Annotated in this window: 18 protein-coding genes; 9 read left to right on the top strand and 9 right to left on the bottom strand. The window is 64.5% G+C overall.

Translation table 11 applies throughout. From position 1 onward, the window contains the following. Positions 1-106 precede the first annotated feature (106 nt). Positions 107-2407, top strand: a complete 2301-nt coding sequence (locus tag HTY61_RS14430) for an NADP-dependent malic enzyme (protein WP_175277456.1) — start codon at positions 107-109, stop codon at positions 2405-2407. 6 nt (positions 2408-2413) lie between these two features. Here HTY61_RS14430 and olsB read toward each other — a convergent pair whose 3' ends face one another. The 9 genes from olsB to sppA form a co-directional block, all read right to left on the bottom strand. Then, the gene (gene olsB / locus HTY61_RS14425) at positions 2414-3316 is read right to left on the bottom strand and encodes a l-ornithine N(alpha)-acyltransferase (protein WP_175277455.1); all 903 of its coding nucleotides are present in this window, start codon (positions 3314-3316) and stop codon (positions 2414-2416) included. Positions 3317-3439: 123 nt separating this feature from the next. Beyond that, positions 3440-5110: an ATP-binding protein gene (locus HTY61_RS14420; protein ID WP_175277454.1), complete on the bottom strand. Its 1671-nt coding sequence runs from the start codon at positions 5108-5110 to the stop codon at positions 3440-3442. Positions 5111-5186: 76 nt separating this feature from the next. Continuing rightward, positions 5187-6182 carry an acrylyl-CoA reductase (NADPH) gene (gene acuI / locus HTY61_RS14415; protein WP_175277453.1) on the bottom strand — a complete coding sequence of 332 codons (996 nt, stop codon included), beginning with the start codon at positions 6180-6182 and terminating at the stop codon, positions 5187-5189. 34 nt (positions 6183-6216) lie between these two features. Then, the gene (lspA, locus tag HTY61_RS14410; protein ID WP_175277452.1) at positions 6217-6702 is read right to left on the bottom strand and encodes a signal peptidase II; all 486 of its coding nucleotides are present in this window, start codon (positions 6700-6702) and stop codon (positions 6217-6219) included. After that, positions 6699-7547, bottom strand: a complete 849-nt coding sequence (locus HTY61_RS14405; protein WP_175277451.1) for a TrmH family RNA methyltransferase — start codon at positions 7545-7547, stop codon at positions 6699-6701. The genes lspA and HTY61_RS14405 overlap by 4 nt, the downstream gene beginning before the upstream one ends. Then, positions 7544-8683 (bottom strand): RsmD family RNA methyltransferase, encoded by a 1140-nt coding sequence (locus HTY61_RS14400; protein WP_175277450.1) that lies wholly within the window; start codon positions 8681-8683, stop codon positions 7544-7546. The genes HTY61_RS14405 and HTY61_RS14400 overlap by 4 nt, the downstream gene beginning before the upstream one ends. Positions 8684-8905: 222 nt before the next feature. Beyond that, positions 8906-9250 carry a LapA family protein gene (locus HTY61_RS14395; protein WP_175277449.1) on the bottom strand — a complete coding sequence of 115 codons (345 nt, stop codon included), beginning with the start codon at positions 9248-9250 and terminating at the stop codon, positions 8906-8908. Between the two features lie 51 nt (positions 9251-9301). Continuing rightward, positions 9302-9580 (bottom strand): integration host factor subunit beta, encoded by a 279-nt coding sequence (locus HTY61_RS14390; RefSeq protein WP_175277448.1) that lies wholly within the window; start codon positions 9578-9580, stop codon positions 9302-9304. A 36-nt stretch (positions 9581-9616) separates the two neighbouring features. Continuing rightward, entirely contained in the window at positions 9617-10570 is a 954-nt protein-coding gene (sppA, locus tag HTY61_RS14385; RefSeq protein ID WP_175277447.1) for a signal peptide peptidase SppA, read from the bottom strand. A 140-nt stretch (positions 10571-10710) separates the two neighbouring features. Between sppA and lptC the strand changes: the two genes are divergently transcribed. The 8 genes from lptC (at position 10711) to rimI (ending at position 17013) form a co-directional block, all read left to right on the top strand. Further along, positions 10711-11418 (top strand): LPS export ABC transporter periplasmic protein LptC, encoded by a 708-nt coding sequence (gene lptC, locus HTY61_RS14380; RefSeq protein ID WP_175277446.1) that lies wholly within the window; start codon positions 10711-10713, stop codon positions 11416-11418. Positions 11419-11432: 14 nt separating this feature from the next. Next, a complete protein-coding gene (locus HTY61_RS14375) occupies positions 11433-12008 on the top strand; it encodes an LptA/OstA family protein (protein ID WP_175277445.1) in 576 nt (191 codons plus the stop codon). Positions 12009-12083: 75 nt separating this feature from the next. Further along, positions 12084-12836: an LPS export ABC transporter ATP-binding protein gene (gene lptB / locus HTY61_RS14370; protein WP_246273057.1), complete on the top strand. Its 753-nt coding sequence runs from the start codon at positions 12084-12086 to the stop codon at positions 12834-12836. A gap of 152 nt (positions 12837-12988) precedes the next feature. Further along, positions 12989-14506 (top strand): RNA polymerase factor sigma-54, encoded by a 1518-nt coding sequence (rpoN, locus tag HTY61_RS14365; protein ID WP_175277444.1) that lies wholly within the window; start codon positions 12989-12991, stop codon positions 14504-14506. Between the two features lie 129 nt (positions 14507-14635). Continuing rightward, on the top strand, positions 14636-15217 hold the full coding sequence (gene hpf, locus HTY61_RS14360; protein ID WP_175277443.1) for a ribosome hibernation-promoting factor, HPF/YfiA family: 582 nt from the start codon (positions 14636-14638) through the stop codon (positions 15215-15217). Positions 15218-15283: 66 nt separating this feature from the next. After that, positions 15284-15748 (top strand): PTS IIA-like nitrogen regulatory protein PtsN, encoded by a 465-nt coding sequence (ptsN, locus tag HTY61_RS14355; protein ID WP_175277442.1) that lies wholly within the window; start codon positions 15284-15286, stop codon positions 15746-15748. Between the two features lie 103 nt (positions 15749-15851). Next, positions 15852-16520 (top strand): tRNA (adenosine(37)-N6)-threonylcarbamoyltransferase complex dimerization subunit type 1 TsaB, encoded by a 669-nt coding sequence (gene tsaB, locus HTY61_RS14350; RefSeq protein WP_175277441.1) that lies wholly within the window; start codon positions 15852-15854, stop codon positions 16518-16520. 1 nt (position 16521) lies between these two features. Continuing rightward, a complete protein-coding gene (gene rimI, locus HTY61_RS14345) occupies positions 16522-17013 on the top strand; it encodes a ribosomal protein S18-alanine N-acetyltransferase (protein ID WP_175277440.1) in 492 nt (163 codons plus the stop codon). Positions 17014-17024 lie beyond the last annotated feature (11 nt).

Genomic DNA, 17024 nt, shown 5'->3' with positions numbered 1-17024 from the left:
CTCGGAATTGTCCCTGTCATAGTCGCGTTTACAGGCAGGCGAAATAGCCTTAGGACATCCACCCCCCATCTTGTTTGGGATAACGGCAAGAACAGTGGAAACGCCCATGTCCAACTCCCAGGAACCGGAATCCGGCAAGCAGTCTTCCGAGGCCCCGAGGGTCACGGACCAGGAAGCGCTGGACTTCCATTCGCGTGGCCGGCCGGGCAAGCTCGAGATCACGCCGACCAAGCCGATGACGACGCAGCGCGACCTCTCGCTTGCCTATTCCCCGGGTGTCGCGGTGCCGGTCAAGGCGATCGCCGAGGACCCGGACAAGGCCTTCGACTACACGGCGCGCGGCAACATGGTTGCCGTCATTTCCAACGGCAGTGCCATCCTGGGGATGGGCGATCTCGGTGCGCTTGCATCCAAGCCGGTGATGGAAGGAAAGGCGGTGCTGTTCAAGCGCTTCGCCGATGTCGACTCCATCGATCTGGAGGTCGACACCCGGGACATCGACGAGTTCGTCAACTGCGTTCGCCTTCTCGGGCCGTCCTTTGGCGGCATCAACCTTGAGGACATCAAGGCGCCGGACTGTTTCATCATCGAGCAGCGGCTGCGCGAGGAAATGGACATTCCCGTTTTCCACGACGACCAGCACGGCACGGCAATCATCGCCGCGGCCGGTCTGATCAATGCGCTGCATCTGACAGGCCGCGACATGAAATCCGTGAAGATCGTCTGCAACGGCGCCGGCGCGGCCGCGATCGCCTGCATCGAGCTGGTCAAGTCGATGGGTGTGCCGCACGAGAACGTCATTCTCTGCGATACCAAGGGCGTCATCTACCAGGGGCGTGCCACCGGCCTGAACCAGTGGAAGTCGGCCCATGCCGTGAAGACCGACAGGCGTACGCTCGCCGAGGCGCTCGACGGTGCGGATGTCTTTCTCGGGCTTTCCGTCAAGGGGGCGCTGACCGAGGACATGGTGCGTTCCATGGCCGACAATCCGATCATCTTCGCCATGGCCAATCCCGACCCGGAGATCACGCCGGAGGAGGTCGCGGCCATCCGCTCCGACGCCATCGTGGCGACCGGCCGTTCCGACTATCCGAACCAGGTCAACAACGTGCTGGGCTTCCCCTACATCTTCCGCGGCGCGCTTGATGTGCGCGCGACGGAGATCAACGAGGAGATGAAGGCGGCCGCAGCCCACGCACTGGCAGAGCTCGCGCGCGAGGATGTTCCCGATGATGTCGCCGCCGCCTATGCCGGCAACCGGCCGAAATTCGGGCCGGGCTACATCATTCCGGTGCCGTTTGATCCGCGACTGATCTCGGCCATTCCGGTCGCCGTTGCCAGGGCGGCGATAAAGACCGGCGTCGCGCGCCGCGAGATCACGGATTTCGAGGCCTATGCCAACCAGCTTTCGGCGCGCCGCGACCCGATCGCCTCGACGCTTCAGCGGATCTACGAGCGCGTCCGTCGCCATCCGAAGCGGATCGTCTTCACCGAGGGCGAGGAGGAGCAGATGATCCGCGCGGCCGTGTCCTACGTGAACCAGCAGCTCGGCACCGCCATCCTGCTCGGCCGCGAGGACCTGATCCGGGAGACGGCGCGCGAGGCCGGCGCGGACATCGACAGGCCGGGCATCGAGCTGATCAATGCCCGGCTGTCGAGCAGGAACCGGGACTATGCGGACTTCCTCTACGAGCGGCTGCAACGCGACGGCTTCCTGTTCCGCGACTGCCAGCGCCTGGTCAACAACGACCGCAACCATTTTGCCGCGACGATGGTGGCCCTCGGCGATGCCGACGGCATGGTCACCGGCGTCACGCGCAACTATTCCACCGCGCTGTCCGATGTCCGCCGCGTCATCGACGCGCGGCCCGGCCATCGTGTCATCGGCCTGTCCCTGGCGTTGTGCCGCGGCCGCACCGTGCTCGTTGCCGACACGGCGGTCCACGACATGCCGAGCGCCGAGGAACTGGCGGACATCGCCGAGGAGGCTGCCGGAATGGCCCGCCGCATGGGCTACGAGCCCCATGTCGCCATGCTGGCCTACTCCACTTTCGGCCAGCCGCCGGGCGAGCGCTCGCAGGTGGTGCGTGACGCCGTGCGCATCCTCGACAGGCGCCGCGTCGATTTCGAGTATGACGGCGAGATGGCCGCCGATGTGGCGCTCAGTGCCGAGCTGATGGCGCAATACCCCTTCTGCCGCCTGTCCCGTCCGGCCAACGTGCTGGTGATGCCGGCCTTCCATTCGGCCTCCATCTCCACCAAGATGCTGCAGGAGCTCGGCGGCTCGACGGTGATCGGCCCGCTTCTGGTCGGCCTCAACAGGCCGGTGCAGATCGTCTCCCTCGGTGCGCGCGATGCCGACATCGTCAACATGGCGGCGATCGCCGCCTACAACGCGGATTCGTGAGCGCGCTCAGGCGGTCCGGGCGCCGGGCGCAAACCGGCCGGCATCGGCGCCGTAATAGCGCACGTAGCGCTCGCTGATCGTGTCGACGGGCAGGATGACCATGACGTCGGTCGAGCCGAAGGCCCGGTCGATCACCGCCCGGTCGGCGAATTTCGCGCCGAGCCGCAGGTAGCCCTTGATCAGCGGCGGCATGGCGGCCAGCGCCGCCTTCATGTCGATGGCCTCTTCCGGCAGCATGTCCATCTTGATCGCGTCGGCGGTCGCCGGGTCGACAGCCCACTCGCCGCTGGCGCGGGCGTGCCGGTGCAGGAACGACAGCGCCAGCGCGTGTTTTCGCGCGTCCGCGCCGGGGAACGACGCGCAGCCGACCATCACGTCGGTCCCGTGGCGCAGGCAGTATGCCCAGATCCCCTGCCACAGCAGCTCGATCGTGCGCTTGGAGCGGTAGTCCGGCATCACGCAGGAGCGGCCCAGTTCCAGGAACCGCTTGCCGCGGTGGCGTGCCACCAGCGCGTCGATGGCGTATTCGCCGGCCGAGTAGAAGCCGCCGGCGCGCGCCGCGACCTCGTCGCGCAGCAGCCTGTAGGTGCCGACGATCTGCTCGGCCGGGCTGCCGGGCCGTGTCGTGTCGACGACGATCAGGTGATCGCAGGTTGCATCGAAACGGTCCTCGTCGCGATCGCTCCTGCCGCTGTCCGGGGAGAATGATGCGCCCATTTCCTCGCGGAAGATCCGGTAGCGAAGCCGCTGTGCCGCCTCGAGTTCCGCGGGGTCGGCGATCAGCCTGGCGACGAGCGGGCCGATCCGGCCCAGCACGGCGCCTTCGTCGGCCTGGCCGGAATCTTGAAACAATGGCGGGGTCGCGTCGGAATGCCTGGTCGCGCGGATCGTCCGGTTGGCGATGTTCATCCTCTGCCCCTTTCCCGGCAAGGGGCCGGGGTCGCGCCGCCGCGACCGAATCGCCCCCTGCCAACGATTGCGGAACTGGCTAGTCGCAGTTTACGACAACCGGATGACGGATGCGAGGGGGTGTCACGCCGCCTTCTGGTTCAGCCGCGTGATCTGGGCGACGAATTCGTCCGGTTCCAGCGGCTTGGTCAGGATGCCGTCGGCGCCCGCATTGAGCACGTTGACATGGGTCTCCGGCAGCACGTCGGCGGTCAGCGCGAGGATGGGCACCGGGGGCAATCCGGCCTCGTCCTCGAAGCGGCGCACGGCGGATATGGCGTCGACGCCGTCGAGCACCGGCATGTGCAGGTCCATCAGCACGATGTCGTAGGGCAGGCCGGTCTGCGTGTGCGCCATGCGCACGGCATCCACCGCGTCCCTGCCGTTCTCGACATGGTTCACGCGGTGGCCGAGCTTTTCCAGCATGCGCAGGATCAGCAGCGCGTTGACGGGGTTGTCCTCGGCGACGAGCACGTTGAGGCCGGACTTCAGGCAGATGTCGGGCCGCATGACGATGCTGCTGGCGGCGAGCGAGATTTCGCGCACGGTGCCGGACACGATGCGGATGAGCGTGCTCGGGCGCACGGGCCGCGTCAGGAAGGACTGGCCGGCATCCTTGAAGCTGGCGCCTGTCGAGCCGCGGTCCTCCGCCTCGATCAGCGCGATCAGGTCGGCCGAGAAACCGTCGAGGTCGAGGAAGCTTTCCGCGCCGCCCCTTATCCGGTTGTCGACGATCAGGGTCGGGCAGGGCGCGTCGCCGCTGCAGGCGGCGATCGCCGCCTCCCGGTCGTGAAAGATGTCGGTCCTGGCGCCGGCGTCGTGGAGGGTCCGGGCCAGCATCTCCGCCTCTATGATGTTCGGGCTGAGGATCGCGATCCAGCGTCCGTCGAGTTTCCCGTCGATCGCCTCGGCCTGTTTCTGGTCGGTTACCGGGTAGCGAATGGTGAAGCGTGCGCCCTCGCCGAAGCGGCTTTCCAGCGCGATGGAGCCGCCGGCGGCCTCGACGATGCGCCGGGATATGGCGAGCCCGAGCCCGATTCCCTCATGCGGCCGGTTGAAGCCTATGCTCGCCTGCTCGAATTCCTCGAAAATGCGCTGCTGGTCGCGCAGTGCGATGCCGGGTCCGGTGTCCTGAACGGAGATTTCCAGCATGTCGTCGTCGTGGCCGACCGTGATCGAGACGCCGCCCTTCTCGGTGAACTTCACTGCATTGCCGATGATGTTCATCAGCACCTGGCGAAGCCGGGCGGGATCGAAGACCGCGCTTTCCGGAACGTCCGGCGACATGTAGTAGCCGAGATCGATGCCCTTGACATAGGCACGGCTGCACAGGAGCTCGACGACGCCGCTGAGCAGGGGCGCGACCGCGGTGTGCTGCGGGTGGAACTCCAGGTCGCCGGATTCGAAGCGGGCGAAATCCATCAGGTCGTTGACCAGCGTGAGAAGCGCCTCGCTGGAAATCGTGATGGCGTCGACATAGTTCTGCTGTTCCGGCGTCAGCTCGGTATCGGCCAGCAGCTTGCCCATGCCGATGATTCCGTTCAGCGGCGTGCGGATCTCGTGGCTCGTCATCGCCAGGAAACGCGATTTCGCCCGATTGGCGCGTTCGGCTTCGTCGCGGGCCCGCTGAACCGAGTGGATGTCGATGTTCTCGGAGCCCTTGCCGCTGAAACCGGCCGGTGCCGCCGGGGCCATCCAGCGGGCAAAGGCGTCTCCGACACGATGCAGTAGCTGAAATGTCTCGTTCAGTTCCATGAGACCAGCCTACCGCGTCGCGGTTAGGGCGAGGTTGAGCTGATCGCTAAAACTGTCGGCAACCGTACCGAAACGGTCATTTCGACATGTCGACGACAACCCTGCCGCGAATTTTTCCATCCAGAATGGCATTTGCGCTGTCGATGATGTCGTCGAAGCCGATGACCGACGACAGGCTCGCGAGCTTCGCCGTGTCGAGGTTGCGGGCTATGCGGGACCATGCTTCCTCCCGCAGCGGCTTCGGTGCCATGACCGAATCGATGCCGAGCAGTGATACGCCGCGCAGGATGAAAGGCATGACGGTTGCGGGCAGGTCCGCGCCCTGCGCCAGCCCGCAGGCCGTGACGGCACCGCCATACTGGGTCTGCGCGAGCAGGTTGGCCAGCGTGTGCGAGCCGACCGAGTCGATGGCCGCCGCCCAGCGTTCCTTGCCGAGCGGCCGCCCGGGCTCGGAAAGCTCCGCGCGGTCGATGATCTCCGCCGCGCCGAGCCCCGTCAGGTAGTCGGCTTCGGCGGTACGGCCTGTCGATGCGATCACGTGGTAGCCGAGCCTGGCGAGAATGGAGACGGCGACGGAACCGACACCGCCGGACGCGCCGCTCACCGCGACGGGGCCGCGCTCCGGGGTGATGCCGTGCCGCTCGAGCGCCATGATCGACAGCATCGCCGTGTAGCCCGCGGTGCCGACGGCCATCGCGTCCGTCGGCGACATGCTCTCGGGCAGCGCGATCAGCCAGTCGCCCCTGACCCGCGACTTTCCGGCATAGGCGCCGTAATGCGTCTCCCCGGTGCCCCAGCCGTTGAGAATGACCTTGTCGCCGGGCTTCCAGTCGGGATGCGTCGAGCTTTCGACCGTTCCGGCCAGGTCGATGCCCGGCACCATCGGCCAGCGGCGAACGACCGGCGACCTGCCCGTGATCGCCAGTCCGTCCTTGTAGTTGACGGTGGTCGCCTCCACGGAAACGACGGTGTCGCCCTCCATCAGGTCGTCCACTGCCATGTCCCTGACCTCGACCGACTGGTTCTTGTTCTCGTCGCGCGAGACCAGGATTGCCTTGAACGTGTCCGCCATGTTCTTTCTCCCGTTTTCGGCTACCAAACAGCGATCACTCGGATTTCTCAATCGCTCTTTCGCGCCGCCAGGTCATCAGTTCGTCCAATATGATCAGTCCCGCGCCGACCGTGATGGCGGCGTCGGCGAGGTTGAACACGGCGAAGGACCATGCCGGGGTGTGGAAGAGGAAGTAGTCGATCACATAGCCGAAGACGGCCCGGTCGATCAGGTTTCCTATGGCTCCGCCGATCACCAGCGCGAAGCCGGCATGCGAGACGACGCGCTCGGCAGGGCTCGCCCGCCACAGCCACAATACGAAGGCGATGACGCCGAGGCTGATCGCGATCAGGATGCCCGGCCCCAGCCCCCACAGCATGGAGAAGGCGATGCCTTCGTTGTGGGTGCGGTAAAGCGCGAAGAACGGCAGGATGTCGATGGCCCGCTGGTAGGCCATGAACCGCTCCGTGGCATATTTCGCCGCTTGGTCGATGGCAACGACGAGGCCGATCGTGCCGAGTGCCGCCGCGGGTCGTTTCATGCGTCGTCCCCGTCGAATGTCAGCGCATGGCGCCGGATCTCGAACAGGCAGACACCCGTGGCGATCGCGAGGTTCAGCGAGTCGGCCCTGCCTGCCTGCGGTATCTTGATGAGCGTCGTGCAGGCATCGGCGAGTTCGTCCGTCATGCCGGCCTGTTCGTTGCCCATGACCAGCAGCACCGGCTCGCGCGTGTAGTCGGGCTTCCGGTAGTCGACGGCGCCCTTCAGATGCGTGCCCGCCACGATGCCGGGCCATTTCCCCGCGAAGTCGATGAAGGCGGCTTCGTCCATCCTCGCCAGGGGCACCGCGAAAATGGACCCCATCGTTGCGCGCACCGTTTCGGTGGCGAACGGGTCGGTCGTCTGGCCGACGAGGATCACGCCCTTTGCGCCGGCTGCGTCGGCGGTGCGGATGATGGTGCCCAGATTTCCGGGGTCCCGCACCCGGTCGAGCGCGACCCATGTGTCGTTGCCGGTCGGCGCGATGGTATCTCGCGGCAGCCATTGCTGCTCGAACACGCCCATCACCATCTGCGGATTGTCGCGTCGCGCGATCGCACCGAGCACCTTTTCGGACACGATCAGCACGTCGGCGCCCTGCGCCAGGCAGCGCGCGGCGAGCGCCTCGACCTTTTCCTGGCCCTTGCCGGCCTTGCCGTAGATCAGCGTGCGGATCGTCCAGCCGGATTCCATGGCGTCGATGACCAGCTTCATGCCCTCGGCGAGGAAAAGCCCGGTCTCGTCGCGGTGCCGCTTCTTCTCGAGCAGCCTTATGTCCTTGATGATCGGGTTGGACAGGCTTGTCACTTCCTTCACCCGGCCGGGTGCGCGCACCGTCGTGCTCATTGCGTCCCTCCCGCGATCCACCTGCTGTAGAGAGAGGTCGAAAGCGCGCGCTCTCCGGCTTCCTCGCGGATGATAAGCTCGCCCGACTGGACGAGACCCTCGTGTCGCCAGCCGGTGAAGACGTCGCGCATGATCTCGTGCATGGCGAAGAAGGATGCCCGGATCGCGTATGCGGTCAATGTCAGCATGACCGGCTGTTCGGACAGGATGTCCCGGCAGCCGTCCAGCATGTCCGGCAGGTTCTCGAACAGCTGCCACACCTCGCCCGCGGGGCCGCGCCCGTAGGCCGGCGGATCGAGCAGGATGATGTCGTAGGCATTGCCGCGCCTTGCTTCCCGCTGCACGAATTTCAGGGCATCCTCGCAGATCCACCGGATGGGCCGGTCCTGCAGTCCGGCGAGTTCCTGGTTCTCGCGCGCCCACGTGATCGCCTTCTTCGATGCGTCGACATGGGTGACGTGGGCGCCGGCCTCTGCCGCGACCAGGGATGCGACGCCGGTATAGCCGAACAGGTTGAGCACCCTGATCTGCCGGTCCGCCTTGCGGATGCGGTTCGCCATGTCGCGCCAGTGAACCGCCTGCTCGGGGAACACCCCGACATGGCGGAACGATGTGAAGCGGCCGAAATAGGCGATGGTGTCGAAGGCCATTTCCCAGGTCTCGCCGAGCGGCCTGTCCGGGAACCGCCAGCGGCCGAGGCCTTCCTCGTCCGTGTCGCCGGTGAATATCGCGTCGGCCTTTTCCCATTCCGCCGGCGGAAGCCTCTTCGCCCAGATCGCCTGCGCCTCGGGGCGGATGATCCGGTAGGGGCCGTAGCGTTCCAGCTTCTCGCCGTCGCCGCAGTCGAGCAGGGCGTAATTGGCGTCCGCCGCCGTTTCCAGTATCACCGGGGCCTCGCCCCGCGGTGCGGCGCCGCTGCGCGGCCGTCGCGGCATTCGGGTGGTCGCCGTCTCGGCCTTTTCCTGTGGCAGGGCATGTTTCGGTCTCGGGCGGAATGCCTTGGCGCGCGTCTCCGCGCCCTTGCGCTCGGGAGTCTTGCCCGCGGCGGAGCGGCCTCGGGGTCGCTTGTTTCTTCGCTGGTCGGTCTTGGCCAAGGTTTCTGCCTTCGCGTTCTGTCGGCGCAGTCTATGAAACATTCGCGTGCGAAAACCAAGACACCGGATCGCGTCGTGCTTGACCTTGCGCTTCGGGGGCTTCGATAATTCGGCAGGCTCGGAAAAGGAGATCACATGGGCAGACCCTACCGCGAAAACGCCGCAATAGTCTTCTTCTGGGGACTTGCCCTTTGCCTCGTGCTTTTCCTGCTCGGGGAGTGGATCGGCTAGGGGCCGTGTTCTCGCGGCGCGACGGCCCGGGGCTCAGCGCGACAGCAGCAGGGTGCCGCCGGTTTCCGGTTCTGCGTCTTTGGTGCGCTTCCTGTCCTCGACCTCGTAGCGCAGGCTCGCTGCCTCCTTCTTGTAGCGCCTTTCCATCTTGCGGTGTTTGCCTTGGGCGATCCAGGTGCCGATGCCGCCCGCCAGCACGCCGATCGCCACGGCGGACAGCAGCCAGAGGAACATCGGCGCATGGACGGTCAGGGCCGCGTTCTGCGAGTTGAACACGTCGAGATGCAGCGGGACGGAATGGCGATTGGCCACCGCGAGGGCGATCAGGACGATCGCCAGCGGGATGGTGATGAAAAGGGTAATCAGACGCCGGATCATGACCCGTCAACTCCTGCAAGCGCCCCGTCCTGTCAAGTCCGGGGCCGGCGGCTACTTGTTCAGCCGTTCGCGCAGTTCCTTGCCGGTCTTGAAGAACGGCACCCATTTTTCGGCGACCGCGACCTTCTCGCCCGTGCGCGGATTGCGCCCTTCGCGCGCCGGCCGGTTCTTCACCGAGAAGGCGCCGAAGCCGCGCAATTCGACCCTGTTCCCTGCGGCCAGGCCATCCGCGATCTCGTCGAACACGGCGTTGACGATGTTTTCTACATCGCGCTGGAACAGATGCGGGTTCCGGTTTGCGATGATTTGCACGAGTTCGGATTTTATCAAGTCAGCCCCTCCACGTCCGGTCGGACATGCCGGCAATCAGCGGCCAACGTGCCAAACCGAAATCATACCGTCAAGGAAAAGACGCTCCTGTATCGCGTCGACGGGAGATTTTTTCCCGGGCGCGAGCCCGAGCCATTGCGCGGCGGCGCGCGCCCAGAACAGGTTCGGGGCGGGCTCGGCCTTCTTCCACTCGACGATATCCAGCTCCTCGTCCACGCCCTGCCCGGTCAGCCAGTTCCTGGCCGCTTCCTCGCCGCCGAGATCGTCGACCAGCCTGTTGGCGAGCGCCTGCCGCCCGCTGAACACCGATCCGTCGGCGATCCGGTCGATTTCGGTCTCGGAGAAATCGCGCCGTTCCCGCACGAGGTCCTTGAACCACTGATAGCTGTCGAGCAGCATCGCGCGCATCATTTCCTCGGCACCGGGCACGGGTTCGCCGAACATCGACGGCTCGCCCTTGAGCGGCGTGGACTTGATCGTCTGCATGTCGATGCCGAGCTTTTTCAGCATTTCGGTGACGTTCGGATATTGCACGATCACGCCGATCGAGCCGACGATCGACGTCTTGCGCGCGACGATGAAGTCGGCGGCCGCGGCGACCATGTAGGCGGCCGAGGCGCCGGTGGTGCCGATCTGGGCGGTCACGGGTTTCGTTTCCGCGAGCCGGCGCACCGCCTCGTATACGGCCTCGCCGCCGGCGGTCGTGCCGCCGGGCGAGTCGATGGCCAGGATCACGCCTTTTGCCGCCTCGCTTTCCGCGATGTCCTCCAGCATCTGGATCAGGTCCTCGTCCTCGACGATGACGCCCTCGATGCGTACCTTGGCGACATGCGGCCGCGATTTCGGTCCGAAGCGGTCCTCGGGCAGGGCGGCCAGCGCGATGGCGAACAGGCCTGCGAGGGCGACGCCGACGGCGATGACGCGCCAGAAGGTGAGCTTTCGGCGCAGGCGCCTGCGGTCGATGATGTCGTCAGCCAGATGATCGGACATGGTGCTCCCGAAAGGTTTCCCTGTTTCTTTTTTTGCTACGAATGGGGCAGGAACTTGTGTTTTGCCCCGGCATCGCCATGTCATGGCGATATCCGGGGAATCACCATATGGTCGCTTTGGCGGCTTGGCGAGATGATTTGATGCAGGCAGACACCAGTACCGGCGCCGCCGATCCGGCGCAAATGCACGGCGGCAGGCGCCAGGGCGCCTATCGCAGCGCGCTCGCGCATTCCGGCCGCGTGCGTCTCGCGCGCCTGGCCCTGCCCGCGCTCGCGGTCGCCGTTCTGCTTGTGATGGTGCTTGTGATGGTGGTCTCCCGCGCCACCCCCACCACCACGCTCGACTTGTCCGGAAGTGCGATCCGCGATGGCAAGCTGGTCATGGCCAGCCCGAAGCTTGATGGCTTTACGGCGGATGGGCGACCCTATTCCATGCGCGCCGCTCGCGCCATTCAGGACTTGGCGGGGTCCGGCGCGATTGATCTGGAGCGGATACAGGCAAAAGTGGAAATGACTGCAGGCGTCGAAGCGAATGTTCTGGCAGATTCCGGCATATTCGATTCGGAGGCGAACACCTTGGACATCATGCAATCCCTTTCCGTCGAGACCAGTGACGGGAAGCGCGCTGATCTTGGGTCGGCCGCGATCGATCTTGCTGATGGAGTCCTGACGACTGACGATCCTGTGCGGATTTCTTTGCCTGGCGCTGTCTTGGAAGCCGATCGTCTGCGTGTTGAGGATAACGGTCGTCGAATGGTCTTTGAAAGTCGCGTCAGACTTGTGGTACAGCCCGGCGCAATCGGGACGTTTGCTTCCGAGGGGGAAGCGGCCGCCGGTCCGGGCGGATAGACAGGGGGTCGGTCATGCTGAAGTCGCCTATCACTGCAATTTGGAAAGCTGTGAGGCTTGTCGGCATCGTCGCCATGTTGGCGGCCATCACGGTGCCGATTGCCCAAGCCCAGACAAGCCGGACGACTGGTCTGCAGATCTCGGGCGATAGGCCGGTCCAGATCGAAGGTGACAAGCTGGAAGTGCTCGAGGACAAGGGTATTGCTGTATTTACGGGCAATGTTCGCGTCGCTCAGGATGCCACGGTCCTTCGTACCGGAAAGCTCGTAATTCACTACGCGGGGAATGCGGGTGGAGGAGGGTCGATTACATCCGATGCGTCGCGGATCGAAAGGCTTGAGGCAACGGGCGGAGTCAATATCCGTTCGGAGACACAAGTGGCCACTGGAGACACCGGCGTGTTCGACATGGAGACGCAAGTACTGGTGTTGACCGGAGACAAGGTCACTCTTTCGGAGGGCGGAAACGTGGCAACGGGCTGCAAATTGACGGTTGCAATGCAGTCCGGTCGCGCCACCCTGCAGGGCTGCGGTAGTTCGGGTTCTCGTCCGACCATTCTGCTGCAACCGCGCTCTCTTCAAGACGAATGAGGGTATTTCCCATTGTCGATTTTTGATCTCCTGCGCCGCGGTGCCGAAAGAGGAAAGCCGGCATCTCCGGCGCAGATCGCGCCGGGACTGCGGGGCCGCAATCTGCAAGGGACCCTCATCGCGCGCGGTCTGACCAAGAGCTATCGTGGTCGCAAGGTTGTTGACGGCGCTACCATGGGTGTGCGAGCCGGCGAGGCGGTTGGCCTGCTTGGGCCGAACGGCGCGGGCAAAACGACCTGCTTTTATATGGTAACCGGCCTGGTGCCGGTCGATGAGGGCCACATACTCATCGACGGCAATGACGTGACCGCTATGCCGATGTATCAGCGCGCCCGCCTTGGTATTGGCTACTTGCCGCAGGAGGCGTCGATCTTTCGCGGCTTGTCAGTGGAAAAGAATATTCTGGCGGTGCTCGAAGTTGTCGAGAAGAGCGCGAAGGAGCGCCAGAGGAAGCTTGATGCGCTACTTGAGGAGTTCTCCATAGGGCATTTGCGCAAGGCACCGTCAATAGCGCTTTCGGGGGGCGAACGACGGCGTTGTGAAATTGCACGCGCTCTCGCTTCGGATCCCGCATTCATGTTGCTCGACGAGCCTTTTGCCGGCGTGGACCCCATTGCCGTTTCCGATATTCAGGAACTGGTTCGCCACCTTACTCAGCGCGGTATCGGCGTCTTGATCACCGATCACAATGTGCGTGAGACGCTCGGTTTGATCGATCGAGCTTATATCATTCACGCCGGAAAGGTTCTTACGCAGGGAAAGCCGGACGAAATCATTGCCAATCCCGATGTGAGGCGGCTCTATCTTGGGGAACAGTTTTCCCTCTAGGGTTTAGTAATATCTGGGATATTCTCCAATGGATTGAGCCGGACGTGGTTGGGCGATTGACCGCTCGACCCTTAACCGTTTGACAGTGAGCCGGTGATAAGCAATTTTCGGGCCAAATTGGTGAAATGTGATTGAGGTACGGGTAAGCGGGGATGGCGCTGTCTGCCAAGCTAAGCCTGCGGCAAAGCCAGTCGATGGTGATGACGCCGCAGCTTCTGCAGTCGATCAGGTTGCTGCAGTTCTCTCAGCTTGAGCTTGACCGTTTCATCGAGGAGCAGATCGAAATCAATCCATTGTTGGAGGCAGCCGCATCGGACGAAACTGCTTCCGATCCGAAAACGCTTGACGTTGATGGTGATACGGATCGTGATCGGCCCGTAGAATGGCCGATGGACGAACTGGAGGTCAGCGCCGGTTCAATCGCGGATAGGCTCGACACGTCTCTCGAAAATGTATTCCCGGATGACCCGGGTCGAGTGGAATCGGATCAGGTGATGCTGCCTCGTTCGGGGGAGGGGGGCGTTGGCCACGCTGAGAACGATTTCGATCTGCAGGAGGTCGTCGCCGCGTCTCTGACTCTGCGAGATCATCTGATTGAACAGATTGCACTTACACTTCGGACAGATTCGGACCGGGCCATCGCCTTTGAATTGGTCGATGCGCTGGACCCGAACGGTTATGTGGAAGTCGATTTTGCCGATTTGGCAAGTCGGGTGGGGTGCGAGGAGGCGGATATCGAGGCCGTTTTGGGCGCATTGCAGGCAATGGACCCGCCCGGCGTCTTCGCCCGCAGCCTGTCGGAATGCCTGGCCCTGCAGCTGGCCCGCAGGGGGCGCCTCGACCCGGCCATGGCGGCGTTGCTCGACAACCTGCCCCTCCTCGCCCGGCGCGACTTCAAGGCGCTGTCGCGCATCTGCGGCGTCGGCGAGGCGGACCTGGTCGAGATGCTCGCGGAGATCCGCGCGCTCGATCCGCGGCCCGGCCTTGCGTTCGAGCCCGTCGGCGTGGAGTCGGTGGTCTACGATGTCGAGGTGACGGAAGGTGATGACGGAACCTGGCGCGTCGAGCTCAATCCCGACGCGCTGCCGCGGGTCCTGGTCAATCGCGACTACTACGCGCACGTGGCGCGTTCCGGCCTTTCGGCGGAAGAAAAGATGTTCATGAGCGAGTGCCTGCAGAACGCTACCTGGCTCGAACGCAGCCTCGACCAGCGCGCCACCACCATCCTGAAGGTCGCCAGCGAGATCGTGCGCCAGCAGGACGCGTTTTTCGTTCACGGCGTCAGCGCGCTGAAGCCGATGACCATGAAGATGGTCGCCGACGAGATCGGCATGCATGAATCGACGGTGAGCCGGGTCAGCGCCAACAAGTACATGCTGACCCCGCGCGGCATGTTCGAGTTCCGCTATTTCTTCACCGTTGCCATAGGTGCCGGCGGCGGGACGGAGGAGGGCCACTCTTCGGAAGCCGTTCGCCAACGCATACGGGAACTGATAGAAGGGGAGACGCCCGACGCCGTCCTGTCCGATGACAGGCTGGTATCCATTCTGAAGGAGGAAGGCATCGATATCGCAAGGCGCACCGTTGCCAAGTACCGCGAGTCCATGAACATCGCCTCTTCCGTGCAGCGACGACGCGAAAAGCGCGCGCTTGCGGTCGCGGGCGACTGAATGCCGCGCCCAGCGCGGGTCATAATGCGGTGGCATTTTTCTGTGCGCCCGGCTTCACAGCCTTGCATGTTTCGCCCAATCTGTGTTTTGGGCCACGCCGCCACGAGTTGAAAAGCAATGGAGTTGCAAATGGCTTTGCGCGTTTCGGGAAAACACATGGACATCGGTGACGCGTTCCGCACGCGCATCGAGGACCGGATCGACGAGGCTCTCTCCAAGTATTTCGACCGCGGGGCCGACGGCCATGTAACCGTCGAGAAGTCGGGATCGCGCTACACGACCGATTGCATGCTCCATCTCGCATCCGGAGTCGTCCTCCAGGCGACCGGCGAGGCGCAGGATCCGCAGGTCAGTTTCGACATGGCCGCCGAGCGCATCGAGAAGCGCCTGCGCCGCTACAAGCGCCGGCTGAAGTCGCACAATTCCGACGAAGCGGCAGCCCGCACCGAGGAATATGCCTATCGCGTGCTCGAGGCGTTGCCGGAAACCGAGGACGATGACATTCCCGAGGATTTCGCCCCGACCATTGTCGCGGAGACCTCGATGAAGCTCGCCACGATGACCGTGTCGTCGGCTGTTTTGCAACTGGACCTGCAGGACAACCCGGTATATGTGTTCCGAAATGCAGGCAGCGGCGACGTCAATCTGGTCTACCGCCGTGCCGACGGAAACATTGGCTGGATAGATCCGGGCTCGATCAAACAAGCATGACCGAATATGTTTGAACCGCGCTGAAAGGCGCGTGCCTTGGCTCGCACTATCCGCAAGGGCAGACTGATGAATTTGGGCGATATTGTCACGCAGGAAGCGATTATCCCGGATTTGCGGGTGAGTTCCAAGAAGCAGCTTCTCCAGGCAATCGCGGAAAAGGCGTCCGAGTTGACGGGCATTTCCGCTCGGGCGATTTTCGACACGATCCTGCAGCGCGAACGGCTGGGCTCGACCGGTGTCGGCAAGGGCATAGCCATTCCCCACGGCAAGTTCCCGAACTTCGACCGCATCGTCGGTGTCTTCGCGCGCCTGCACGCGCCGGTCGATTTCGAGGCGCTTGACGACCAACCGGTGGACATCGTGTTCCTGCTGCTGGCTCCAGAAAGCGCCGGTGCCGACCATCTGAAGGCATTGTCGCGTATCGCGCGCGTGCTGCGCGATCCCGGCCGCATTTCGAAGCTGCGCGCCACGGAAGACCCGGAAGCGCTGTTTTCCTTCCTCACCGAAGACCAGGCTTCCAACGCTGCCTGAGCGGGCGGCATTCGCGAGCGTCCGGAAATCCCGAATCGGCAACGGCGCCGACCCGCGGGTTGAAATGCTTGCCCGCACCGCGCCGTTTGAATAACCAGATCCGATGCTGACGCTCGCCATAGACACAGCCGCCAGATTCTGTTCCGCCTGTGCGTGGGACGGGAAGCGCGTGCTCGGAGTCGAGGAGCGCGATATCGGGCGCGGCCATGCCGAGCAGCTGATGGAGGTCGTCGCCGGGGCGCTGGCAGGTGCCGGTCGCGCGTTCTCCGACATCGGGCGCATTGCGGTCGCCGTCGGTCCCGGGTCGTTCACCGGCATTCGTGTCGGTGTCGCCGCCGCGCGCGGTTTCGGTCTTGCGCTGGGCGCGCCCGTCGTCGGGATCACCACGCTCGAGGCGCTGGCCGAGGACGCGCGTGGCGTCGCGGCCGGTGCGCTGGCCGTCGCCGTTCATGGCGGTCGTGGCCAGGTTTTCCTCCAGTCCTTCGCCGCCGACGGTGCCCCCGTGGGCGAGCCGGTGGCCGTGCCGTTGGAGGAGGCGGCGTCGCTGGTGGCGCCGTCGATCGGATGTATCGCCGGAAATGCCGCGACGGACATCGCCGCCGCGCTTGGCCGCCCGGTGCAGGCGGTGCTCGATCGTCCGACCGGATCCATAACCACCATTGCCCGCCTCGCGGAAAGGTCGGGCCGCCGGCCGGTGCCGCTTTACCTGCGCGGAGCCGATGCCAGGCCGCAGTCCGGCTTTGCATTGCCCCGTACCGGTTCCGGGGCGTGACATGAACTGGCTCGCCAGGCTTTTCCCGCTCGATGTCGTCATCGACCCCCTGGAGCCGGTGCACGCCCGCTCCATGGCCGAGTTGCATTCCGGCAGCTTCGCCCGGCCATGGACGGACGGCGAGTTCCACGACCTGCTCTCGCAGGACACCGTGTTCGGCTTTGCCGCCCGCGAAATGCGGTTCGGCAAGGGCCGGGTTCTCGGTTTCGTGCTGGTGCGTGCCGCCGCGGGCGAGGCGGAAATACTGACGATCGTGGTTTCTCCCGACTGGCAGCGTCACGGCATCGGCCGCAAGCTGATGGATGCCGCGCTGGCCGAGGCGCATCGCGAACGGATCGAGGCGGTGTTCCTGGAGGTCGACGAGACCAACGAATCTGCCATCGCTCTGTATCGGCGGCTCGGATTCTACCAGGTCGGAGGCCGGCCGGATTACTATCGGGACAGCTCGGGACGGGCGACGGCCGCGCTTGTCATGCGCCGCGATCTCCGTTAACCGCACGGAAC

The sequence above is a fragment of the Oricola thermophila genome (assembly GCF_013358405.1).
Taxonomy (GTDB): Bacteria; Pseudomonadota; Alphaproteobacteria; order Rhizobiales; family Rhizobiaceae; genus Oricola; species Oricola thermophila.
The sequence above is the reverse complement of the archived record's forward strand: the minus strand, read 5'-3'. Positions and strand labels throughout refer to the sequence as shown.